At 58.1% G+C, this 19213-nt stretch carries 12 protein-coding genes; 6 read left to right on the top strand and 6 right to left on the bottom strand.

Going from position 1 to position 19213, the window contains the following annotated elements:
- Positions 1-5 precede the first annotated feature (5 nt).
- From ELE36_RS06205 to ELE36_RS06200, 3 genes are all read right to left on the bottom strand, one after another.
- On the bottom strand, positions 6-371 hold the full coding sequence (locus tag ELE36_RS06205; RefSeq protein ID WP_129832243.1) for a VOC family protein: 366 nt from the start codon (positions 369-371) through the stop codon (positions 6-8).
- A 213-nt stretch (positions 372-584) separates the two neighbouring features.
- Positions 585-3323 carry a hypothetical protein gene (locus ELE36_RS20290; protein WP_165371498.1) on the bottom strand — a complete coding sequence of 913 codons (2739 nt, stop codon included), beginning with the start codon at positions 3321-3323 and terminating at the stop codon, positions 585-587.
- Positions 3324-3439: 116 nt separating this feature from the next.
- Positions 3440-4177 (bottom strand): helix-turn-helix transcriptional regulator, encoded by a 738-nt coding sequence (locus tag ELE36_RS06200; RefSeq protein WP_129832242.1) that lies wholly within the window; start codon positions 4175-4177, stop codon positions 3440-3442.
- Positions 4178-4390: 213 nt separating this feature from the next.
- On the opposite strand from ELE36_RS06200, the gene ELE36_RS06195 reads away from it, so the two are divergent.
- Positions 4391-5062: a DUF502 domain-containing protein gene (locus ELE36_RS06195; RefSeq protein ID WP_129832241.1), complete on the top strand. Its 672-nt coding sequence runs from the start codon at positions 4391-4393 to the stop codon at positions 5060-5062.
- A 92-nt stretch (positions 5063-5154) separates the two neighbouring features.
- Here the strand turns inward: ELE36_RS06195 and ELE36_RS06190 are convergent, their stop codons facing one another.
- Positions 5155-5784 (bottom strand): cytochrome b, encoded by a 630-nt coding sequence (locus ELE36_RS06190; protein ID WP_207215878.1) that lies wholly within the window; start codon positions 5782-5784, stop codon positions 5155-5157.
- Between the two features lie 412 nt (positions 5785-6196).
- Between ELE36_RS06190 and ELE36_RS06185 the strand changes: the two genes are divergently transcribed.
- Complete coding sequence (locus ELE36_RS06185) at positions 6197-8785, top strand: cation-translocating P-type ATPase (RefSeq protein ID WP_207215877.1); 2589 nt, start codon at positions 6197-6199, stop codon at positions 8783-8785.
- A 166-nt stretch (positions 8786-8951) separates the two neighbouring features.
- On the opposite strand, the gene ELE36_RS06180 is transcribed toward ELE36_RS06185, so the two are convergent.
- Both ELE36_RS06180 and ELE36_RS06175 read right to left on the bottom strand, forming a co-directional pair.
- Positions 8952-9653, bottom strand: coding sequence for a glutathione S-transferase family protein (locus ELE36_RS06180; protein WP_129832239.1), 702 nt, complete (start codon positions 9651-9653; stop codon positions 8952-8954).
- Between the two features lie 91 nt (positions 9654-9744).
- A complete protein-coding gene (locus ELE36_RS06175; RefSeq protein ID WP_129832238.1) occupies positions 9745-10296 on the bottom strand; it encodes an SEL1-like repeat protein in 552 nt (183 codons plus the stop codon).
- A 293-nt stretch (positions 10297-10589) separates the two neighbouring features.
- Here ELE36_RS06175 and ELE36_RS06170 point away from each other — a divergent pair, with 293 nt between their 5' ends.
- From ELE36_RS06170 to ELE36_RS06155, 4 genes are all read left to right on the top strand, one after another.
- Positions 10590-12617 carry a M13 family metallopeptidase gene (locus tag ELE36_RS06170; protein ID WP_129832237.1) on the top strand — a complete coding sequence of 676 codons (2028 nt, stop codon included), beginning with the start codon at positions 10590-10592 and terminating at the stop codon, positions 12615-12617.
- A gap of 133 nt (positions 12618-12750) precedes the next feature.
- On the top strand, positions 12751-14784 hold the full coding sequence (locus ELE36_RS06165; protein WP_129832236.1) for a M13 family metallopeptidase: 2034 nt from the start codon (positions 12751-12753) through the stop codon (positions 14782-14784).
- Positions 14785-14903: 119 nt separating this feature from the next.
- Complete coding sequence (locus ELE36_RS06160; RefSeq protein WP_129832235.1) at positions 14904-16940, top strand: M13 family metallopeptidase; 2037 nt, start codon at positions 14904-14906, stop codon at positions 16938-16940.
- Between the two features lie 119 nt (positions 16941-17059).
- Positions 17060-19090 (top strand): M13 family metallopeptidase, encoded by a 2031-nt coding sequence (locus tag ELE36_RS06155; protein WP_129832234.1) that lies wholly within the window; start codon positions 17060-17062, stop codon positions 19088-19090.
- Positions 19091-19213 lie beyond the last annotated feature (123 nt).

Here is a 19213-nt window from a genome sequence, read left to right as displayed (position 1 = left end):
ATGATCTAACGCACATCCTGCAGTTTGAAATTCGGATTCTCGATGATGCCGAACAGATTGCCGAATGGATCTTTCACCGTCGCTACCTTGATGCCACCGCCGACATCCTTGACCGCTTCATGCACCTGCGCGCCGAGCGCTTCGAGCCGAGCAAATTCGGCATCGGCATCGGCCACACCCCAATACACCATCGCGCCGCTCGCGCCCGGCTCGCCATCGGGAATCAGGCCGAGCTCAAATCCACCGACCGCATAACCGACATAAAACCGCTCATCGAAATATGGCGCGACGCTGAGCACCTCGGTGTACCAGTTTTTTGCGCGCGCCAGATCTGGTGCGGGATAGATGACGGTGCGCAGCCCCTGGATCATGTCATTGCTCCGAATGTGCAAAATCGAAGCGAGGAGTTTAGCGCACGGTGCAGGCGCTCACCCATGCGCAGCAAAGGCAACAGGACAACAGGCAGCGCGCTGGAACACCCCAGGATGTGGTTTGCTTCATCGGCGCCGATTGTGGCTCCGTCCGACGCCTTCGGATGCGCGCAGGGTGCGGCAAGCGCGTGTCGCTGCGTTGCACATCACAACTCAGGGATGGGTCAAGGCGTCGGTATTCTGCAGTTCGAAATTGTCGTGAAAAATCACGAGTGGATAACCGATATCTCGAAGCACGCCACGATCCAGGGGGGTGATCGTATTGTAGGTGCCGTCGGTGGGAACCGGGCAATTGGACATCAACGCATAACGCAGACGTTTGTCGATGCTGGTATCGAAACGGTTGCTGCAGGTGGCAGCGAAATGGGTGAAATCGGAGCCAACATTCGGCGAGGTCGGCCCCCAGTGCGCCAGCGGCACCTGACTGCCACTGAAAGCAGCCTCGGTTTGCACACCGATAAAGTAGGGTGCACTGGTCGGATCGGAGGGATTGGCCAGTTGCGTGAGGACATCCAGCAGATTGATATTTTCCAGCACGAATTTTCCGTACGTACTGTCTGCAGCGAAGCTGCGATAACTGTCCATGCCGAGGCCGTGTTCCATCTCGTGCAAGACGATCGAAACCTGATCGGTCTTGCTGCTGGCAATAGCGTTGTCGTTGCGATCCAGCGGGGTCGGATCCAGCCAGTAGTTGGCGACAACAAACGCCGTGTTCACACTTATGCGAAGGTCATACGGGCGTGCCGGTGACGCACCGAGGCGGAGTTTGCTCCTGCTGCTGGGTTCGATTTCGTTCAAGCCGGCAATCGTGCCCAGACTCGCACCGGGATATGCGCCGCCTGACATTCTCGGCACGCTATTGTCGGCCTGCACCAGCACGCGCAGGGTCACACCATCGATATCGAACTCCCGCGCCCAGATCGCAGCAGCCGCGCGCAGGTTTTGCTGGAATAGCGAGTTCGTCGCCAGCCAGCCTTGTGCATTGAAATCTCCGGCGCCATCGTCCTTTATCGAGAACGTGAACAGCACGCCCCTGTGATTGAAGTTGCCGCAGGAATTGATGCCGGCTGAATCCGTCGCAATCGTGTTGTTGCCTTCGAATTTGAGGTAGCCGACATAGACTTCGTCAGCTCCGCTTTCCTGACGCATGCCGCCATCGGTAAAACAATCGAAACCACCGATCGAACCCGACAGTGTTGCATTGCGCAGCGTGACCAAAGTCAGGCTGGGCGAAAAAGGTGTGTTGCGATACAAATCCAGATCCACGACCCCGACGTCTTCAGACTGGTAGCGATTGTAGAGCGCGCCGCCGCGGGCCCCACCGATGCCGCCCCCAGAAGATCCACCCCCCGTTACCGTGTTGCCGGTAATCGTGCTCGCGTCGATCAGCACCTGCCCATCGAGATTGAACACACCGCCGCCATAACCGCCGCCGCCGCCGTAGCCACTGCCGCCCACGGCAAGGTTCGTATTGATGCTGCTGCCGTTCTTCGCTGTCAGCGTGCCGGTGTGATTAAACACGCCGCCGCCCAGACCGGCACCGCCGCCGCCGCGCGATAGAAAGCTCGGGTCGCCGCTACCGCCTGCGAAGCCCCACGCACCTATGTTTACGCCCGAGCCGCCGCCGAAGCCGCCATACGCGGCCAGCCCACCACCACCACCATAACCGCCATCTGAATACAGCGCGCCACCACCACCCACGCCGCCACCGCCGCCTAGATTGGCCGTGAAATACGGATAACCGCCACCGCCACCACCAAAGCCGCCACCGCCGCCCGTGCATTTGGAAGAATAGCCACCGCCATCGCCACGGTTGGTGGCCGTGGCGCTCGATATGAAACCGCCGCCCGAAGCGAACGTGCTGCAAACGACTGTCTTGGGCTGACTACCGTTAGCGCCATTACCACCGAAACGACTGCTGCCGCCGAGCCCACCACCGGTTGCATCCAGATAAGCCTGCCCGCCTTCGACTCGCGGTTGCTGCGACAGAAAACCACCGCCATCGGCATTCAACCCGGCGTAACGCATACCTCCTCCTGAAAAACTGGAGCCAGCCCCACCGAGACCACCACCAGAATCCGCGCTTGCGTAAGAACCATCCGTACGTCCGCTCGCACCACCGAGTGCCTGATTCTGGGTAACGACACTCTGATCGAGCGTCAGCAGACCCTGGCTGTAGATCGCGCCGCCGAGACCCGCACCGCCACCGCCCAAGCGCGTGTCGCCGCCCTGCGCCAGCCCATTCTGCAAAGTGATATGGCGCAACGTGAGATTGCCCTGGGTATACGCGGGTGCGCCCACCGGTGGAGTTTTGCCATCGACCAGATTGTGAAACTTTCCGGCCACGTACATCAGGCGAAAGGGATTTGACGTGTTACTGGAAAGGTTTATGCGCTGGATCGTCACGCCGCTGCCGCCATCGATGACGATATTCGAATAGATCGGCGGCAGGCCATTCGGGCCGTACCACCAGTTATCCGGGCCATCGAGCGTGACGAGTGTGCCGCCCATCGCGGCGGTATCGAACACGATCGTGGTCGGCCCGATTTCGCTGCCGCTGTATTGCGTGGCATTGGCGATTACAATCGCTTCGCGCAGGCTGATCTTGCCGTCGCCGCGTGTGGCGAGATCGGCAACAAGTTGCGCCACGCTCGGTGCGCCACTGCCAGGAACCCACACGCCGGTACTCGGGCTGGGTTGCGCGCTGCCAGTTTGCACGACCATATCCCAGCTGGGCCGCACCAGTGTGGTGGCACCGCTGCCCGTGGCCGCAAAGTCGACGCTATTGCCGCCCGTGGTTACGGTAATCGTGCTGCCGGCATGGCTTGCCGTCGCGATACCCAAACCGAGACCAGCAGTTGCAATCAAGCGTGGTAAAAATGACTGGCGCATATCACGGTATCCCGGCAACCAAACGATGCGCGATTTTTTATGGCAACGCGCGCCGCGCCGCAATGTGCCGACGGCACATTGGACTGCACAGAAACAGGGTTTTCCGAGGCTTGCCGTCAGACTTGGGCGAGCTGTCGCGGGAGCTGGTGCCGACTTTGCACACCGAGTTTGGCGTACAGATTTTCCAGATGGCGTTTGACCGTGCCGGGGCGAATACCGAGCAGATCGGCGATTTCAGCATTGCTCTTGCCAAGCGTGACCCAGCGCAACACGTCGCTTTCGCGTGCGCTGATCTTTGCCGCGTTTTCTCCAGCATGCGCAAGATCCAGCGCACGCGCCAGACGCACATTGCCCTGCAGGCGCCGATACACCTCACGCACATGCGGCCCGAGCAGACTCAGCGCCAAGCGCTCGCTGCTGGCGAAGCCGCGTTGGCCACGCGTGACATTGAGCGAAAGGAATCCCGCACCACCAAGCGGAATATCCAGCGCGAGACCATCCTCCTGCCCGACCTGTGCATAGGCCTCGCCATACAAGGCGGTGCGATGCCACTGCCGGCGTGTCAGGTGATCCGAAATACTGCTCGCCGCGAGCTGGCGTTTGCCATACATCGGGTTGTCGTCGAGATGGCGATGCACAGCCGTGTTTACGTCGCCGGAAATCGCATCACCAGGATCGTACAAAGTCCGCACTGGAATGTTGACCGCACCCGCCCAATCGACCACAGCAATATCCGCCGCGACAACGCAGCGCAACATCTGCAACAGGTGCAGCGGAAAATCATCCGGCGTGCGCGAGGTATGCACCGCGAGTACGGCACGATTGAATCGTTGCAGCTCCTTATGCGTGAACATAACTGGCTTGCGTCTCCCCGCTGTCCCGATAAAACAACCCTGTTTGCGATGATGCCACAGCACCGCGGATCAGCAACAACGCTGCAGGTGGCGCGACGCAAGTTGTCTGATTTCCGGTCAGTTGGCGGATGACGCAATTGAAAGCATGCACCGGCGACCAAACCTCCGGTGCACGTCACGTTATGATGTGCCCTTGTCTGCGAGCCCCAATCCATGCGCAATCTTTATGTCCAACGTTATCTGATCACCGGTCTGCTCACGTTCATTCCGCTCTGGCTGACGTGGCTGGTGTTCAAGTTCATCTTCTCGTTTTTGTCCGAGGTGAGCACACCGTGGGTGGCGGCGCTGTCCGCCGGCTTGAGCAGCGAGTTCCCCGGCGCGGCGGGTTGGCTCAACCACATGTGGCTGCAGTCGATCCTCGCGTTCATCAGCACGATCGTCGCGTTGTACGTGATCGGTTTCGCCAGCAATCGCGTGATCGGGCAACGCCTGATTAGCGCGCTCGACAATCTGATGTCGCGCATTCCGCTGGTGCATTCGATTTACGGCGGCACTAAAAAACTGATGTCGCTGATGCAGAACAAACCGACCGGCACTCAACGCGTGGTGTTGATCAACTTTCCGTCACCCGAACTCAAGAGCATCGGGTTTGTCACCCGCGTATTTCAGGACAACGCCGGTCGCGATCTGGCCGCGGTATATGTGCCGACCACACCGAATCCAACCGGCGGTTATCTCGAAATCGTGCCGCTCGACAAACTCATCGCGGTCGACTGGAGCGTCGATCAGGCGATGGCGTTTCTGCTTTCCGGCGGCGCGATCGGGCCAGATACGTTGCCGTTTTCGGTACCTCGCGAGCCGTTGGCAAACATGCCAAGCGAATGATTGCCAGCCGCAACTTTGCGACCTCGGCGCCGGAGCGTCGTCATCTCAGCGCGAAAAAGTGCGTGCGACTCAAGCAGCGTGCATCGATCAACTCACCGTCGAGTTGGGAGCATGCGCTGCAGAACATTGTCTCGCAGCAGAAAATGATGCACCAACGCTGCTGCAGCGTGAAAACCGGCCAGTATCAACAAACCGTTGGCAAACAAGCCGTGAAGGTCTTCGACTTGCTCGCGTAGAGCCTTGTTGCCCGGATCAAACGCCGGGATCGTAAACAGATTGAACAGCGTATCCCCACGGATCCACGCATTGGCCACACCGAGCACGACGGTGCCGAACAACGTTGCATAGAGCGCGACAAGCACCAGCGTCGATAAGGCTTGAATCAATCCCGAGGTTGCAAGCGGCAAACGACGACCAGCAAAAATTCGCCAATAAAGGCGGTAACACAGGATCAATCCCAGCGAGATGCCAAGACAGATATGGACGCTGCGCGCCGCAATTCGACCTGTGCCACGAGGGAACCAGTCAATCGTCTCACCAAGACACCAAAGTGCCACTACCAGCACCGCAGTAATCCAGTGCAGCCAAATCGTTTTGCTGTCGTAGCTGATCGGCGCGACCAAGTCGTCGGAGCGGTTGGGGGGTGCTGCCATGACGACCTCCGATTTCCAGTCAGGACGAGAGGGAGAACTATTGTGATCGCTATGATTGTTGGTGCTCATGGTTTGAACTCTGCACGTGAAGCCGTCCGTGGAAAGGATCGCAACGTTTCTGATTCACTCGCCACTCTATACCTCAGGCGGTGGTGGGTCTGTACGTTTGCGCACGCTTCCGCTATGTGCGTCAGCGAACATACGAAACGCAGGCAAGCGTGCACCATCATAATGAGCCGTTGTTATCAGCGAGATCCACAATCGTGACTGCCCGCTCTCTTCAAGCGAAGCGCATCAATTAAAAACCACTATCGAACAGCTCATGCGCGAACTCGCTGAGCACGTTGAATTTGGACGCAGCCCCGACCCGAATGACTCAACTCAAGTGATGCATACGCCGGCCCCCAAACATACGACTTGCTTGGCCAGCGGCAACCACCCGATGCAGGTCATCCACTCTCATGTTAACGGCGTTGTCTATATGGATATCCCGCAATCGCTCCTCTCGTCTCCGACGCCATTGACCGGCTTGACTGCGGAACAAGTCAGTTTGTTGCGGCAGCAATACGGTGCCAACGAATTGCCGCACGCGCCTCGGCGCAACCTTGCACGCATTGTCGTCGGGGTACTGCGCGAGCCTATGTTTTTATTGCTTGCGCTGGCCGCCGCGGTCTATCTCGTCATTGGTGGCATCGGCGAAGGCTTGGTAATGATTGGATTCGCCACACTCTCGATCATGCTTGTCGTGGTGCAAGAACGGCGCAGCGAGAACGCGCTGGAAGCGCTGCGAGCATTGGCCGCACCGATGGCGCGCGTCATGCGCGACGGGCGCGAGCAGCGCATCGCGGCGCGCGACATAGTGCCTGGCGATTTGTTGCTTGTCGCTGACGGCGAACGCATCGGCGCTGACGCCATGCTGCGCAGCGCGGAAATGCTGAGCGTCGACGAATCTTTGCTGACGGGAGAGTCCGTTCCCGTGCCCAAGCGTGTGTCAGACAAACTCACCGAGATTAGCGCCAGCAGCAAGTCCTGCGAGCATGCCTTTGTATATGCCAGCACCCTCGTCACCGCGGGGCGTGCCATCGCACAGGTAGTAGCCACCGCAGCTCACACCGAGGCAGGCCGAATTGGCGCATTGCTAGCGTCGATCGATACCGAGCCGACTCTGCTGCAGCGTTCGCTTGGCCGCCTTGTTCGGTTGTTCGCCATTTTTGCATTGATTTTAAGCGCAGGCGTTGTTCTGGTTTACGGACTGGGTCGCGACATGTGGCTGCAGGGCGTTTTGTCTGGCATTGCGCTGGGCATGTCGATGCTGCCAGAAGAGTTTCCAATGATCCTCGTCATCTTCGTCGCCATGGGTGCACGGCGGCTCGCACGTGTGCATGTGCTAGTACGGCGCACCGCCGTGATCGAAGTGCTTGGCGCATGCAGTACGCTGTGTGTCGACAAGACCGGCACTTTGACCGAGAACCGGATGCGCGTCAGCGCGCTCGCAACCGACGCTACCGCGATGGACCTTCGCGGTGACGAAACCACATTGAGCGAATCGTTTGCGAACCTGATGCATAGCGCAGCCGGCGCTTCGTCACGCAGTTCCAACGATCCGATGGACACCGCGGTGCATCGTCTGGCCGATGCCATCCGCACCAACACATCGGCAACGACGAAAGAGGCAGTAGTGGAGCGTGAATACGGCCTCACCCCCGAACGCTCCGCGATCGTATGCGTATGGCGCAATGCCGACGGCACCAGCAGTGCATTCGCTAAAGGCGCGCCCGAGGCAATCGCAGACCTGTGCCATCTTGCCAAACCCGAACGCGACAAACTGTTGAGCGAAGTCGAACGCAACGCGGCGCGCGGATTGCGTGTGCTCGCGCTTGCCAGTGGCATACCTCGCACTGAAGCGCTGCCAGACGATCCCCGCGAACTTGGCCTTGTGTTGCAGGGGCTAATTGCTTTCGCTGATCCCTTGCGCGCCTCGGCCGAGCTAGCGATCGCAGCCGCACGTGAAGCAGGTATTTCCGTTGCGATGATCACCGGTGACTATCCGGCAACCGCAATGGCGATCGCAAAACAAGCGGGGATCGACTGCACCACGCCACCCGTCACCGGTACGCAAATCGATCAAGCGGACGAAACACAACTGCGCACGCTGGTCCAACACACGCGTGTTTTCGCGCGTATTCGTCCGACGCAAAAGCTGCGCATCGTTGAAGCATTCAAGGCCAACGGCGAAATCGTGGCGATGACTGGTGACGGCGTTAATGATGCGCCGGCGTTGAAAGCAGCGCATGTCGGCCTTGCCATGGGTGGTCGCGGCACCGACGTCGCGCGCGAGGCGGCCGCTGTCGTACTGATGGAAGATGATTTAGGCCATTTGATTGCAGGCATCAAAATGGGTCGGCGCATTTTCGATAATTTGCGCAAAGCCTCAATCTACATCGCGGCAATTCATATCCCGATCGCCGGTTTGTCCCTGCTGCCACTACTGGTCGGTCTGCCGCCGCTGTTGTTGCCGTTGCATGTGGTCTTGATCGAAATGGTGATCGATCCGATCTGCGCCATCGCCTTCGAGAACGAACCGGCCGAAGCGCAGATCATGCAGCAGCCGCCGCGCGCAGCGAACGATCCCTTGATCGGGCTGCCGCAACTCAGTCTCGCACTACTGCAAGGCTCTGTGCTGTTGGCGGCGACATTCGGCATCTACGTTGCGGCCTTATCTGCACAAATAGATGTAGCAAGCGCGCGTGCGTTGGCATTTATTGCACTTACTGCGGGGAACCTGACCTTGGTACGCGTACTCGGTACTCGCGGCTCGACCTTGGCCCACTTGTTCGCGCCTGGGCATAGCGCTTACTGGATAGTGACGGCCATCGCGAGCACCGTGGCGGCAGCATGCATTGTTATCCCCATGCTTGAGCGCTTATTCCAGTTTGATCGTCCCCCGCTCGGACTTGCCTTGCTGGCGATCGTCATCGGAACCGGCGCGGCGCTGGCGTTCGATTTCGCCAAACTGATGCCGCTGGTTCAGCACGCACTTGGACAGCGACCCGCACCGATTAGTACGTGAATTCACAAAAGAAGTGTCATGAAATTCTTGTCCCAGCAACGCGCTAACGAATGCTCCCATCGCGCCATGAAATTCGTTGTGGCCCACGATGCACGGCCAAGCGAAATCCTTGTGCCGAACCCATTTTCCACGAGTGAGACTAGGAGGCAGGTCTTGTATTACAACATTACCGTCGAGAGTCAGGTCCAATCACATACATCCTTCGCGCGCGAAACAGCCGCTCGCGCAGCTCCTTGAACGAATGCGGGTCGATCGAGTACGGGTACACGCGTTCATCCAGGCCAGGTTGCTCACGTACGCGTTTTATCCATGCGTCGACCGCCGGATAAACCGCGAAATCAAAACCTGCATCCGCAGCCAGATGGGTATACGCATACAGCGAAATATCGGCGATGCTGCAGCGCTCGTCGACAAAAAACTTCCGATCCTGCAAATGCCGTTGCATGCTCGCCAGTGCGCGTGTGCCACCGGCGCGTTTCATTGCGATCAGCGCCGGATCCCGCTTGGCGAGCTTGTCGGTCAAGGTCCAGAATCGCAGCGAGCCGATATTAGGCTCCACCATTTCGCTTTCGAAAAATAGCCACGCAAAAGTGCGAGCGCGCTGCAAGCGATCCATCGACAAGTAACGCGATCCTTCCGCGAGATAAGCAAGGATCGCGTTCGACTCAGCCAGATATTCGCCCGGTGCGATTTCCAGCACCGGCACGCCGCCGCTCGACTTCATCGCAAGAAACTCAGGCGTCTGGCCCTGCCCTTCAAAAATGCTTACCAGCACTTGCTGATATGGCAAACCAAGCTGCGCCAGCAGCACGCGGATTTTCCACGCGTTCTGCGAAGGCAGATAATCGTAAAGTTTGAGTGTGGGCATGACGACTCCGAACAGGATCAAGAGTCGTCATGCTACCCGGCAGCGAAGTACAAAACGCTCCGTTTCTTGCTGCGGAATATTGCGGGTTGGACTATTTACCGTCGACGCAACGCTTCAGCCAAACCAGTCGGCCATCCGCATCGATGCGCTCTGGATTGCAGACGAGTTGTTTCAAGTGTGAGCCTGGCGCATTCACTTGGCTGCAACTCATGTGAGTCGCCATCGGGCCGTACAAGCTTTGGAGCTTTTCGACCTTGGCATCGGCCACCACATGCTGCGCTGGAGTCATGCCTTGCTCCAGCTTTTTGACCAGATCACGTTGCGCCGGCATGCCGGATGCGGACGCGAGCTTGAGCCAGGAGTAACCGGTGATGTCATCCTCGGTCACACCGCGGCCAGTGAGATACAAACCACCGAGCGCGGCCTGATTCGACTGACTGCCCGCGCACGCAAGACGCTGCTGCTGTGCGAACACCGTGGTGCTTTCCTTGTCCTGGAGAGCTTGATCAGCGCGCTTGAGCATGCTGAAAAAATCTGCATGATCTACCGATTCAAATGCAGGCGCAGAGGGCGATTCGGCGCTGGCGTTCAGTGCTGCAAAACCAAGCAAACCAGTCAGGATATAGCGAGCGAATTTTTTCATCAGACACTTCCAATTGTGTGGGTTGAGTGCACTAGCATAACGCAACATCTGCCCGCGGAAATCGCGACTTGCCGCCAATTTACAACAAATTATCTCCCTGTGCAGCATCACAACTCGCACTGAGGTTTGTGCGCCTATTCATGCCAAGCCAGCGCTGTCTTTCACATGCCGCCGAGTGCTCGATATGTACCCTTATGACCTTCGACACTGTAAGCAAATCGGCTTGGCGACTACGCTTTGCTATTCTATGCGGTGCTGCGATCGCAGCATTTCATCCCATTCTGGAGCTTTGAATGTCATCAGTTTTGATCCAGCGCGCGCTGGTGTTTGCTTTGACCAGCGGCCTGAGCCTGAGCGCTGGCGCATCCACCAACGAGCGCGGCCTGGACGCGCGCAACTACGACACCAGCATTAGCGCGTGTCAGGATTTCTGGCAATACGCCGATGGCGGCTGGCTCAAGAGCAATCCGATTCCGGCGGAATACAGCACGTGGAGCCTGGATAACGAATTGCAGGAACGCAATCTGGCGTTGCTCAAGGAGATTCTCGAAAACGCCGCGAAAAACCCCGGCACACCCGGCAGCACGACGCAGAAGATCGGCGATTTTTACGCCACCGCGATGAATCAGACCGCGATCAACCAAGCCGGTATCACGCCGATCAAGAAAGATCTGGCGGCGATCGATGCAGTGAAATCCGCGGCTGACGTCGTAGCACTGATTCGCGACTGGCAGGCGCTCGGTTTTGGTGTCTTGTTCGAGTTCGGCGCTGATGCCGATTTGAAAGATTCTGCCAACGATATCGGCTACGCCAGTCAGGGCGGACTCGGTCTACCGGATCGCGACTACTACATACGACAGGATGCCGAATCGAAAGCGCTGCTCGAAAAATATCACACGCATATCGAGAAGATGCTGAGCCTGCTCGGCGAGAAAAACGCGAGGGAACAATCCGACTGGGTGCTCGCACTCGAAACGCGCTTGGCCAAGGCATCACTGGATCGCGTGAGCTTGCGTGATCCGATCAAGTCCTACCAGATCGTCACCTTGAAACAGGCGGATACACAGACGCCGCATTTCTCGTGGACGGAATTTTTCAAGGCGATTCATCGCGACGATGTGAAGCGTTTTTCGCTGCCGCATCCGCTGTTTTTCGCGACCGCCGACAAGGCGCTGAGCGACGTGCCCGTGTCGCATTGGCAAGCGTACCTGCGCTGGAACCTGATCGCGTCTTCGGCAGATTTTCTCGGCGACGATTTTGTCAATGCCAAGTTCGATTTTCGCGGCAAGGTGTTGCGCGGTACGCAGGAATTGAAACCGCGCTGGAAACGTGTGATCGATTCCGCCGACCACGCGCTCGGCGAAGTGCTGGGCCAGGCGTATGTCGAACGCACCTTCCCGCCCGAGGCGAAAGCGCGCGCGCTGGTGCTCGTGAACAACCTCAAGGTGGCGATGCACGAACGCATCGAAAAACTCGCGTGGATGTCGGAAGCGACGAAAAAATCGGCCTACGCAAAACTCTACACGCTCGATCCGAAAATCGGTTATCCCGATCACTGGCGCGACTATTCGGCGCTGACGATCAAGCGCGATTCGTATCTCGAAAACATGCGCGCGGCGATCGCGTTCGAGGCGCATCGCAACTTCGCCAAGATCGACAAACCGGTCGACAAGACCGAATGGGGTATGACGCCGCAAACGGTGAATGCGTATTACAACCCGACGCGCAACGAGATTGTTTTTCCCGCGGCGCAATTGCAACCGCCATACTTCGATGCGAAAGCCGACGACGCGCTGAACTACGGTGGTATCGGCGCGGTGATCGGGCATGAAATGACCCATGCGTTCGACGATGAAGGCAGCCAGTTTGATGCCGCCGGCAATCTCAAGAACTGGTGGAGCGCGCAGGACAAAAAACAGTTCGAAAGCCGCACCGCAAAACTCGTGAATCAGTTTGCTGCGTACGTGCCTATCGATCAATTGCATATCAACGGCAAGCTCACGCTCGGCGAAAATATCGCCGACCTCGGCGGTCTGCTGGTCGCCTACGATGCGTTCAAACTCACGCCGCAAGGCAAGGGTGACGAGAAGATCGAAAACCTGAATCCAGATCAGCGTTTCTTTCTTTCGTATGCGCAAACGTGGCGCACCAGTCAGCGCCCGGAACAGCTCAAGCTGCAGGTGCAATCGAACGAACATGCGCCGGCCAAATTCCGCGTGATCGGTCCGATCAGCAACGTGCCGGCGTTCGCCAAGGCGTTCGAGTGCAAGGCAGGTGACGCGATGGTGCGCGGCGCCGATAGCAAGGTTGATATTTGGTAGCGCTTTTTTACGATTAGATACTCAGGACATGTAGACGAAGAGACGGAATAGCCGGTGTCGCTACTCACCTTGCCGTCTGCTTGATTGTTCGTTGCATCGTCTCCACAAAACTACAAATTCCACAGGAAACTCAATGATCATTCGCTTGTTAAAACCCTTTGCCCTGACCGCCGCTATCACACTCGCCCTTGGCGCCGCGGCGGCCGATGCACCACGCAGCAGCATCGACCCGGCCAAGCTCGACAGCAAGGCTGGTGCATGCACCGACTTCTTCGGCTACGTCAACAATATCTCGATGAAGAACGATCCGATTCCAGCCGACCAGACCAGCTGGGGCACGTTCAACAAGTTGCGCGAACGTTCGCTTGTGGCGCAGCACGACATCCTCGACGCGATGGCGTTGAACAAGGCCGCAGCGGGCACGATCCAGCAAAAGATCGGCGATTTTTACGCGAGCGGCATGGACGAGGCCGCGATCGAAAAGGCCGGTTACACGCCGATCAAGGACGACCTGAAACGAGTCGATGGTTTGCGCAATCCCGATGATATCGCCGAACTCGTGCGCGACTACGCAGCGCAAGGCGATGCGCTACTGTTCGACTTCGAGCGTGGTGCGGATTTCAAGAATTCGACGATGACGATCGGTTTCGCGAATCAGGGCGGACTCGGTTTGCCGGATCGCGATTATTACCTCAAGACCGACGCCGAATCGAAAAAACTGCTCGCCGCATATCAGGCGCATGTCGCCAATCTGCTGGTGTTGGTCGGCGTGAAAAAAGACGACGCAAGCAAGCAGGCACAAGCGGTGGTAGATCTCGAAACCAAGCTCGCGAGTGCGTCGCTGACGCAGGTCGCGCTGCGTGATCCGAACAACCAATATCATCTCGTCAGCATGGCTGAGGGCGACAAGACGACGCCACATTTTTCGTGGTTGAAATATTTTGCCGCGCAGGGCGTAAACGGTCAGACCGGTTTCTCGCTCGCGCAGCCGGAATTTTTCGCGACGATGGACAAGCTCATCGCCGAGGCGCCGATCGCGCACTGGCAGGCATATTTCCGTTTCCATATCGTCGCCTCCGCCGCGCCGGCATTGAGCAAGGCGTTCGTCGATGAGCGTTTCGCGTTCACCGGCAAGACCTTTCAGGGACAGAAGGAAAACAAACCGCGCTGGAAACGCGTGCTCGGCGCCACCAACAGCGAAATGGGCATGGCGCTCGGCGAGTTGTACGTCGCCAAGACCTTCCCGCCCGAAGCCAAGCAACGTGCGCAGGACATGGTCAACGATCTGCACGACGCGCTCAAGACCCGCATCGAAAATCTCGACTGGATGAGTGCGCAAACCAAGAAGCAGGCGCTCGAAAAATGGGCCACGTTCATGCCGAAGATCGGCTATCCCGACCAGTGGCGCGACTGGAGCGGATTGAGCATTTCGCGCGATGGTTATGTCGCGAACATCCGCGCCGCCGACAAGTTCAATCACGCCTGGGAAATGGGCAAGATCGGCAAGCCGGTGGATCGCCGCGAATGGGGCATGACGCCGCAAACCGTGAACGCGTACTACAACCCGCTGCTCAACGAAATCGTGTTTCCGGCAGCGATTCTGCAGCCGCCGTTCTTCGATGCAAAAGCCGACGACGCGCTGAACTACGGCGCGATCGGCGCCGTGATCGGCCACGAAATGACGCACGGTTTTGATGACGAAGGCAGTCAGTTTGATGCCAAGGGCAATCAGCACGACTGGTGGACCGCGGCCGACAAGAAAGACTTCGAATCGCGCACCGCCAAGCTCGTGAAACAGTTCGACGATTACATCGCGATCGGCGATCTGCACGTCAACGGCAAACTCACGCTCGGCGAGAATATCGCCGATCTCGGCGGCATCAACGTTGCGTTCGATGCGCTGCATGCGGCGCTGAAAAAACATCCGCAGGCGGTGATCGATGGCCTCACTCCGGAGCAGCGCTTTTTCATCGCGTTCGCGCATGTCTGGGAAGGCCAGTATCGCGATGAAGCGCTGAAATTACTCGTCAATACCAATCCGCATTCGCCGTCACGCTTTCGCGCAATGGGTGCGCCATCGAACATGCCGGCATTCGCGCAGACTTTCCAGTGCAAGCCCGGTGATGTGATGGTGCGCAGCGCCGAAACTCAGGTAAAGATCTGGTAAAGCCATGTCATGAAAAAAGCGTAGCGCGTTGCATTACGCGCCTCGCTCCTATTTTATTTTCGACGAAAATCGGCGAGCCATTTCCCGCTTGCTGATCAATCCAACAAAAGGACACCACCATGCAAATGCGTTTGCTGAAACCGCTCACCCTCGTCGCTGCCATCACCATGTCGTTCGGCGCGTTCGCCGAAACCGCGCCGCGCAGCAGCATCGACAAGGCCTCGCTCGATAGCAAGATCAACCCGTGCCAGGATTTCTTCGGTTACGTCAACGGCATCACCATCAAGAAGACGCCGATTCCGGCCGACCGCACGAGTTGGGGCACGTTCGAGCAGCTCGACGAACGCTCGCAGGCGCAACAGCGCACGCTGGTCGAGACGGCGATGAACAGCAAGGCCGCGCCGGGCAGCATCGAGCAGAAAGTTGGTGACTTCTACGCTAGCGGCAGCGACGAAGCGGCAGTCGAAAAGGCTGGCTTCACGCCGATCAAGGACGATCTGAAGCGCGTCGACGGCTTGAAGACGCCGGACGATATCGTCGCGCTGATTCGCGACACCGCAGTGCGCGGCGGCAACGACAATTTGTTCTTCTTCGGCGCGTTTCCGGACTTCAAGAATTCGGACATGGTGATCGCCTACACCGGTCAGGCCGGCACCAATTTGCCGGAGCGCGATTATTATCTCAACGAAAGTGCGGAATCGAAAAAGCTGCGCGATGCGTATGTCGCGCACATCGCGCGCATGCTGCAATTGATCGGCACACCGGCGGCAGATGCAACCGCGCAATCGCAGCAGATTCTTGCGCTTGAAACGCGTCTGGCGAAGGCATCTTTGTCGGCGCTGGAACAGCGCGATCCGGCCAATCAGTATCATCCGATCAGCTTTGCCGATGCCGACAAACTCACGCCGCACATATCGTGGGAGAAGTTTTTCGCGACGATGAACACCAGCGGCATCAACAGCTTTTCGATGAGCCCGACCAAGTTCTTCGGCGAACTCGACGCGATGCTGACCGAAGTGCCGATGGCGCAGTGGCAGGCGTATTTTCGCTATCACGCCGCCGACGCCGCGGCGCCGTATCTGAGCAAGGCATTCGTCAACGAAAACTTCGCTTTCTTCAGCACCACCCTGCGTGGGCAGAAGGAAATCAAGCCACGCTGGAAGCGCGTGCTGGACGAAACCAGTAACGATCTCGGCGAGCCGCTGGGCCAGTTGTACGTGGCTAAGAATTTCCCGCCGGAATCGAAGACGCGCGCGCTGGAACTCGTCAACAACCTGCGTGAAGCGCTGAAGATCCGCATCGAAAAACTCGACTGGATGAGCGCCGAGACGAAGAAAAAAGCGCTGGAAAAATGGGGCACGTTCGTCGCCAAAATCGGTTATCCGGATCATTGGCGCGATTATTCCGGCGTGACCATCACGCGTGACAATTATTTCGCGAACGTCACCGCGGTAAACAAATTCAACCAGGCCTTCAACGTCGCCAAGATCGGCAAGCCGGTCGATCGCAGCGAATGGGGCATGACGCCGCAGACGGTGAACGCGCAATACAATCCGCTGAGCAACGACATCACTTTCCCGGCCGCGATCCTGCAGCCGCCGTTCTTCGATGCCAAGGCCGACGATGCATTGAACTACGGTGCGATCGGCGCGGTGATCGGTCACGAAATGACGCACGGTTACGACGACCAGGGCGCGCAATTCGATGCCAAGGGCAACTTCAAGAACTGGTGGACCGACGCCGATCAGAAAGACTTCAAGTCGCGCACCGACAAGCTCGTGAAGCAGTTCGACGATTACGTCGCGATCGACAATCTGCACGTCAAGGGCGCGCTCACGCTCGGCGAAAATATTGCGGATCTCGGCGGCATCAATACCGCGTTCGATGCGATGCATGCAGCGCTCGCGAAAAAGCCGCAGGGCCCGATCGACGGACTCACGCAGGATCAGCGATTCTTCCTCGCGTTCGCGCATGTCTGGGCGCGCCAGTTCCGCCCCGAGGAAGCGAAGCTGCGTCTGAACACCGACGTGCATGCGCCGGCGCAATTTCGCGCTATCGCCTCACCTTCCAACATGCCCGCTTTCGCGCAGAGTTTCCAGTGCAAGGCCGGTGATGCCATGGTGCGCGGCGCCGATACTCAGGTGAAAATCTGGTAAGCGACTGAGCCGCGATCACGGCTGCGATTTTCCCTTCGGCAGCGTACCTCGTGTGCGCTGCCGTTTTTTTTGCAGGCGACGCGCTCGCTGCTCGACCCATTCGACAACAGGATACGACCATGTCTACACGTTTTCTGAAACCCCTCGTTCTTGTCGGCGCGATCGCGCTATCGTTCGCCGCCAGCGCCGATCCATCGCGCAGCGCGATCGACAAATCCACGCTCGATAGCAAGATCAATCCGTGCCAGGATTTGTTCGGCTACGTCAATCGCATTCCGCTTGCGAGCGAGGAAATCCCGGCCGACCGCACCAGCTGGGGCACGTTCGAGCAACTCGACGAACGCTCGCTGATCGCGCAACACGCGCTCGCCGAAGCGGCGACAAAAAGCAAGGCGGCGATCGGCATGCCGGAGCAACAGGTCGGTGATTTTTTCGCCAGCGGTCTTGATGAAGCGAAGATCGAGAAACTCGGTTTCGATCCGATAAAACCTGCGCTAAAACGCATCGATACGCTAAAAACGCCAGACGACATCGCCGCGCTCGCACGCGACAACGCCGCGGATGCACAACGCAGCCTGTTCTTTTTCAGTGCGCGGCCCGACTACAAAAATTCGACCACGGTGATGGCCTACGCCAGCCAGAGCGGGTTGGGTCTACCGGAGCGCGATTATTATCTGAAGGACGATGCCGACAGCAAAAAAATCCGCGATGCGTATCTTGTGCATATTGCGAATACGCTGGTCTTGATCGGCATACCGAAGGCCGCAGCGAGTGTACAAGCGGAACAAATCCTTGCATTGGAAACGAGACTGGCCAAGGCCTCGTTGACCCGACTGGAACAACGCAATCCGGACAATCAATATCACCCGGTTGCGATTGCCGATGCGGAAAAAATCACGCCGCATTTTTCATGGGACAAGTTTTTCGGCGCACTGAAAGTGGATGGCGTCAGCAACTTCTCGCTGTCGCCGGAGCGATTTTTTGCCGAGCTCGAAAGCATGTTCAATGACGTGCCGGTGGCGCAATGGCAAGCGTATTTTCGTTTCCATGCCACCGACTCCGCCGCGCCGTATTTGAGCAAGGCGTTCGTCGATGAAAACTTCGCATTCAACGGCACCGTGTTGCATGGCCAGAAGGAAATCAAGCCGCGCTGGAAGCGTCTGCTCGAAGATATCGACCGCAAGCTCGGTGAGCCACTGGGCCAGTTGTACGTGGCGAAAAACTTCCCGCCGGAATCGAAGGCGCGCGCGCTGGAACTGGTCAACAATCTGCGCGACGCGCTGAAAATCCGCATCGAGAAACTCGACTGGATGAGCGATGTCACGAAGAAACAGGCGCTGGAAAAGTGGGCGAGTTTTGTTCCGAAAATCGGCTATCCCGATCACTGGCGCGATTACTCCGGCGTGACCATCAAGCGCGACAGTTATTTCGACAACGTGCGCGCGCTCGACAAGTTCAATCTGGCGTATCGCGCCGCCAAAGTCGGCAAGCCGGTCGATCGCCGCGAATGGGGCATGACGCCGCAAACGGTCAACGCGCAGTACAGCCCGACCAACAACGACATCACCTTCCCCGCCGCAATCCTGCAGCCACCGTTCTTCGATGCGAAGGCCGATGATGCGCTGAACTACGGTGCGATCGGCGCCGTGATCGGCCACGAAATGACGCACGGTTATGACGACCAGGGCAGCCAGTTCGATGCGCAAGGCAACTACAAAAACTGGTGGAGCGACGCCGACAAGAAGGATTTCAAATCGCGCACCGATAAACTGGTAAAGCAGTTCGACGACTATGTCGCGATCGACAACCTGCACGTCAAGGGCGCGCTCACGCTTGGTGAAAATATCGCTGATCTCGGCGGCCTCAATGTGTCGCTCGATGCATTGCACACCGCGTTGAAAAAGAAGCCGCAAGGGCCGATTGACGGCTTTAGTCCCGAGCAGCGTTTTTTCATCAACTTCGCGCACGTTTGGGCGCGTCAGTTCCGCCCGGAAGAACTCAAGTTGCGACTGAACACGGATGTGCACGCACCGGCACAATTCCGCGCGATCGCGGCGCCATCGAACATGCCCGCATTTGCGCAGGCGTTCCAGTGCAAGGCCGGTGATGCGATGGTGCGCGGTGCCGAGACGCAGGTGAAAATCTGGTAAGTTGAAAAAAGCCGTCATTCCAGCGAAGGCTGGAATCCATTTTGACTCTAGTAAGTTTGGCGACAGCGACAGGCCACTAGACCAAGATCAAGATGGATTCCAGCCTGCGCTGGAATGACGAAC

Source organism: Pseudolysobacter antarcticus (genome assembly GCF_004168365.1).
GTDB classification, from domain to species: Bacteria; Pseudomonadota; Gammaproteobacteria; order Xanthomonadales; family Rhodanobacteraceae; genus Pseudolysobacter; species Pseudolysobacter antarcticus.
The sequence above is the reverse complement of the archived record's forward strand: the minus strand, read 5'-3'. Positions and strand labels throughout refer to the sequence as shown.

What these genes read in the sequence shown, in the direction of transcription:
- ELE36_RS06205 (WP_129832243.1), bottom strand. Translation starts at nt 371, where the DNA reads ATGATCCAGGGGCTGCGCACCGTCATCTATCCCGCACCAGATCTGGCG.
- ELE36_RS06175 (WP_129832238.1), bottom strand. Translation starts at nt 10,296, where the DNA reads ATGAAAAAATTCGCTCGCTATATCCTGACTGGTTTGCTTGGTTTTGCA.
- ELE36_RS06200 (WP_129832242.1), bottom strand. Translation starts at nt 4,177, where the DNA reads ATGTTCACGCATAAGGAGCTGCAACGATTCAATCGTGCCGTACTCGCG.
- ELE36_RS06165 (WP_129832236.1), top strand. Translation starts at nt 12,751, where the DNA reads ATGATCATTCGCTTGTTAAAACCCTTTGCCCTGACCGCCGCTATCACA.
- ELE36_RS06185 (WP_207215877.1), top strand. Translation starts at nt 6,197, where the DNA reads ATGGATATCCCGCAATCGCTCCTCTCGTCTCCGACGCCATTGACCGGC.
- ELE36_RS06170 (WP_129832237.1), top strand. Translation starts at nt 10,590, where the DNA reads ATGTCATCAGTTTTGATCCAGCGCGCGCTGGTGTTTGCTTTGACCAGC.
- ELE36_RS06155 (WP_129832234.1), top strand. Translation starts at nt 17,060, where the DNA reads ATGTCTACACGTTTTCTGAAACCCCTCGTTCTTGTCGGCGCGATCGCG.
- ELE36_RS06180 (WP_129832239.1), bottom strand. Translation starts at nt 9,653, where the DNA reads ATGCCCACACTCAAACTTTACGATTATCTGCCTTCGCAGAACGCGTGG.
- ELE36_RS20290 (WP_165371498.1), bottom strand. Translation starts at nt 3,323, where the DNA reads ATGCGCCAGTCATTTTTACCACGCTTGATTGCAACTGCTGGTCTCGGT.
- ELE36_RS06190 (WP_207215878.1), bottom strand. Translation starts at nt 5,784, where the DNA reads ATGAGCACCAACAATCATAGCGATCACAATAGTTCTCCCTCTCGTCCT.
- ELE36_RS06160 (WP_129832235.1), top strand. Translation starts at nt 14,904, where the DNA reads ATGCAAATGCGTTTGCTGAAACCGCTCACCCTCGTCGCTGCCATCACC.
- ELE36_RS06195 (WP_129832241.1), top strand. Translation starts at nt 4,391, where the DNA reads ATGCGCAATCTTTATGTCCAACGTTATCTGATCACCGGTCTGCTCACG.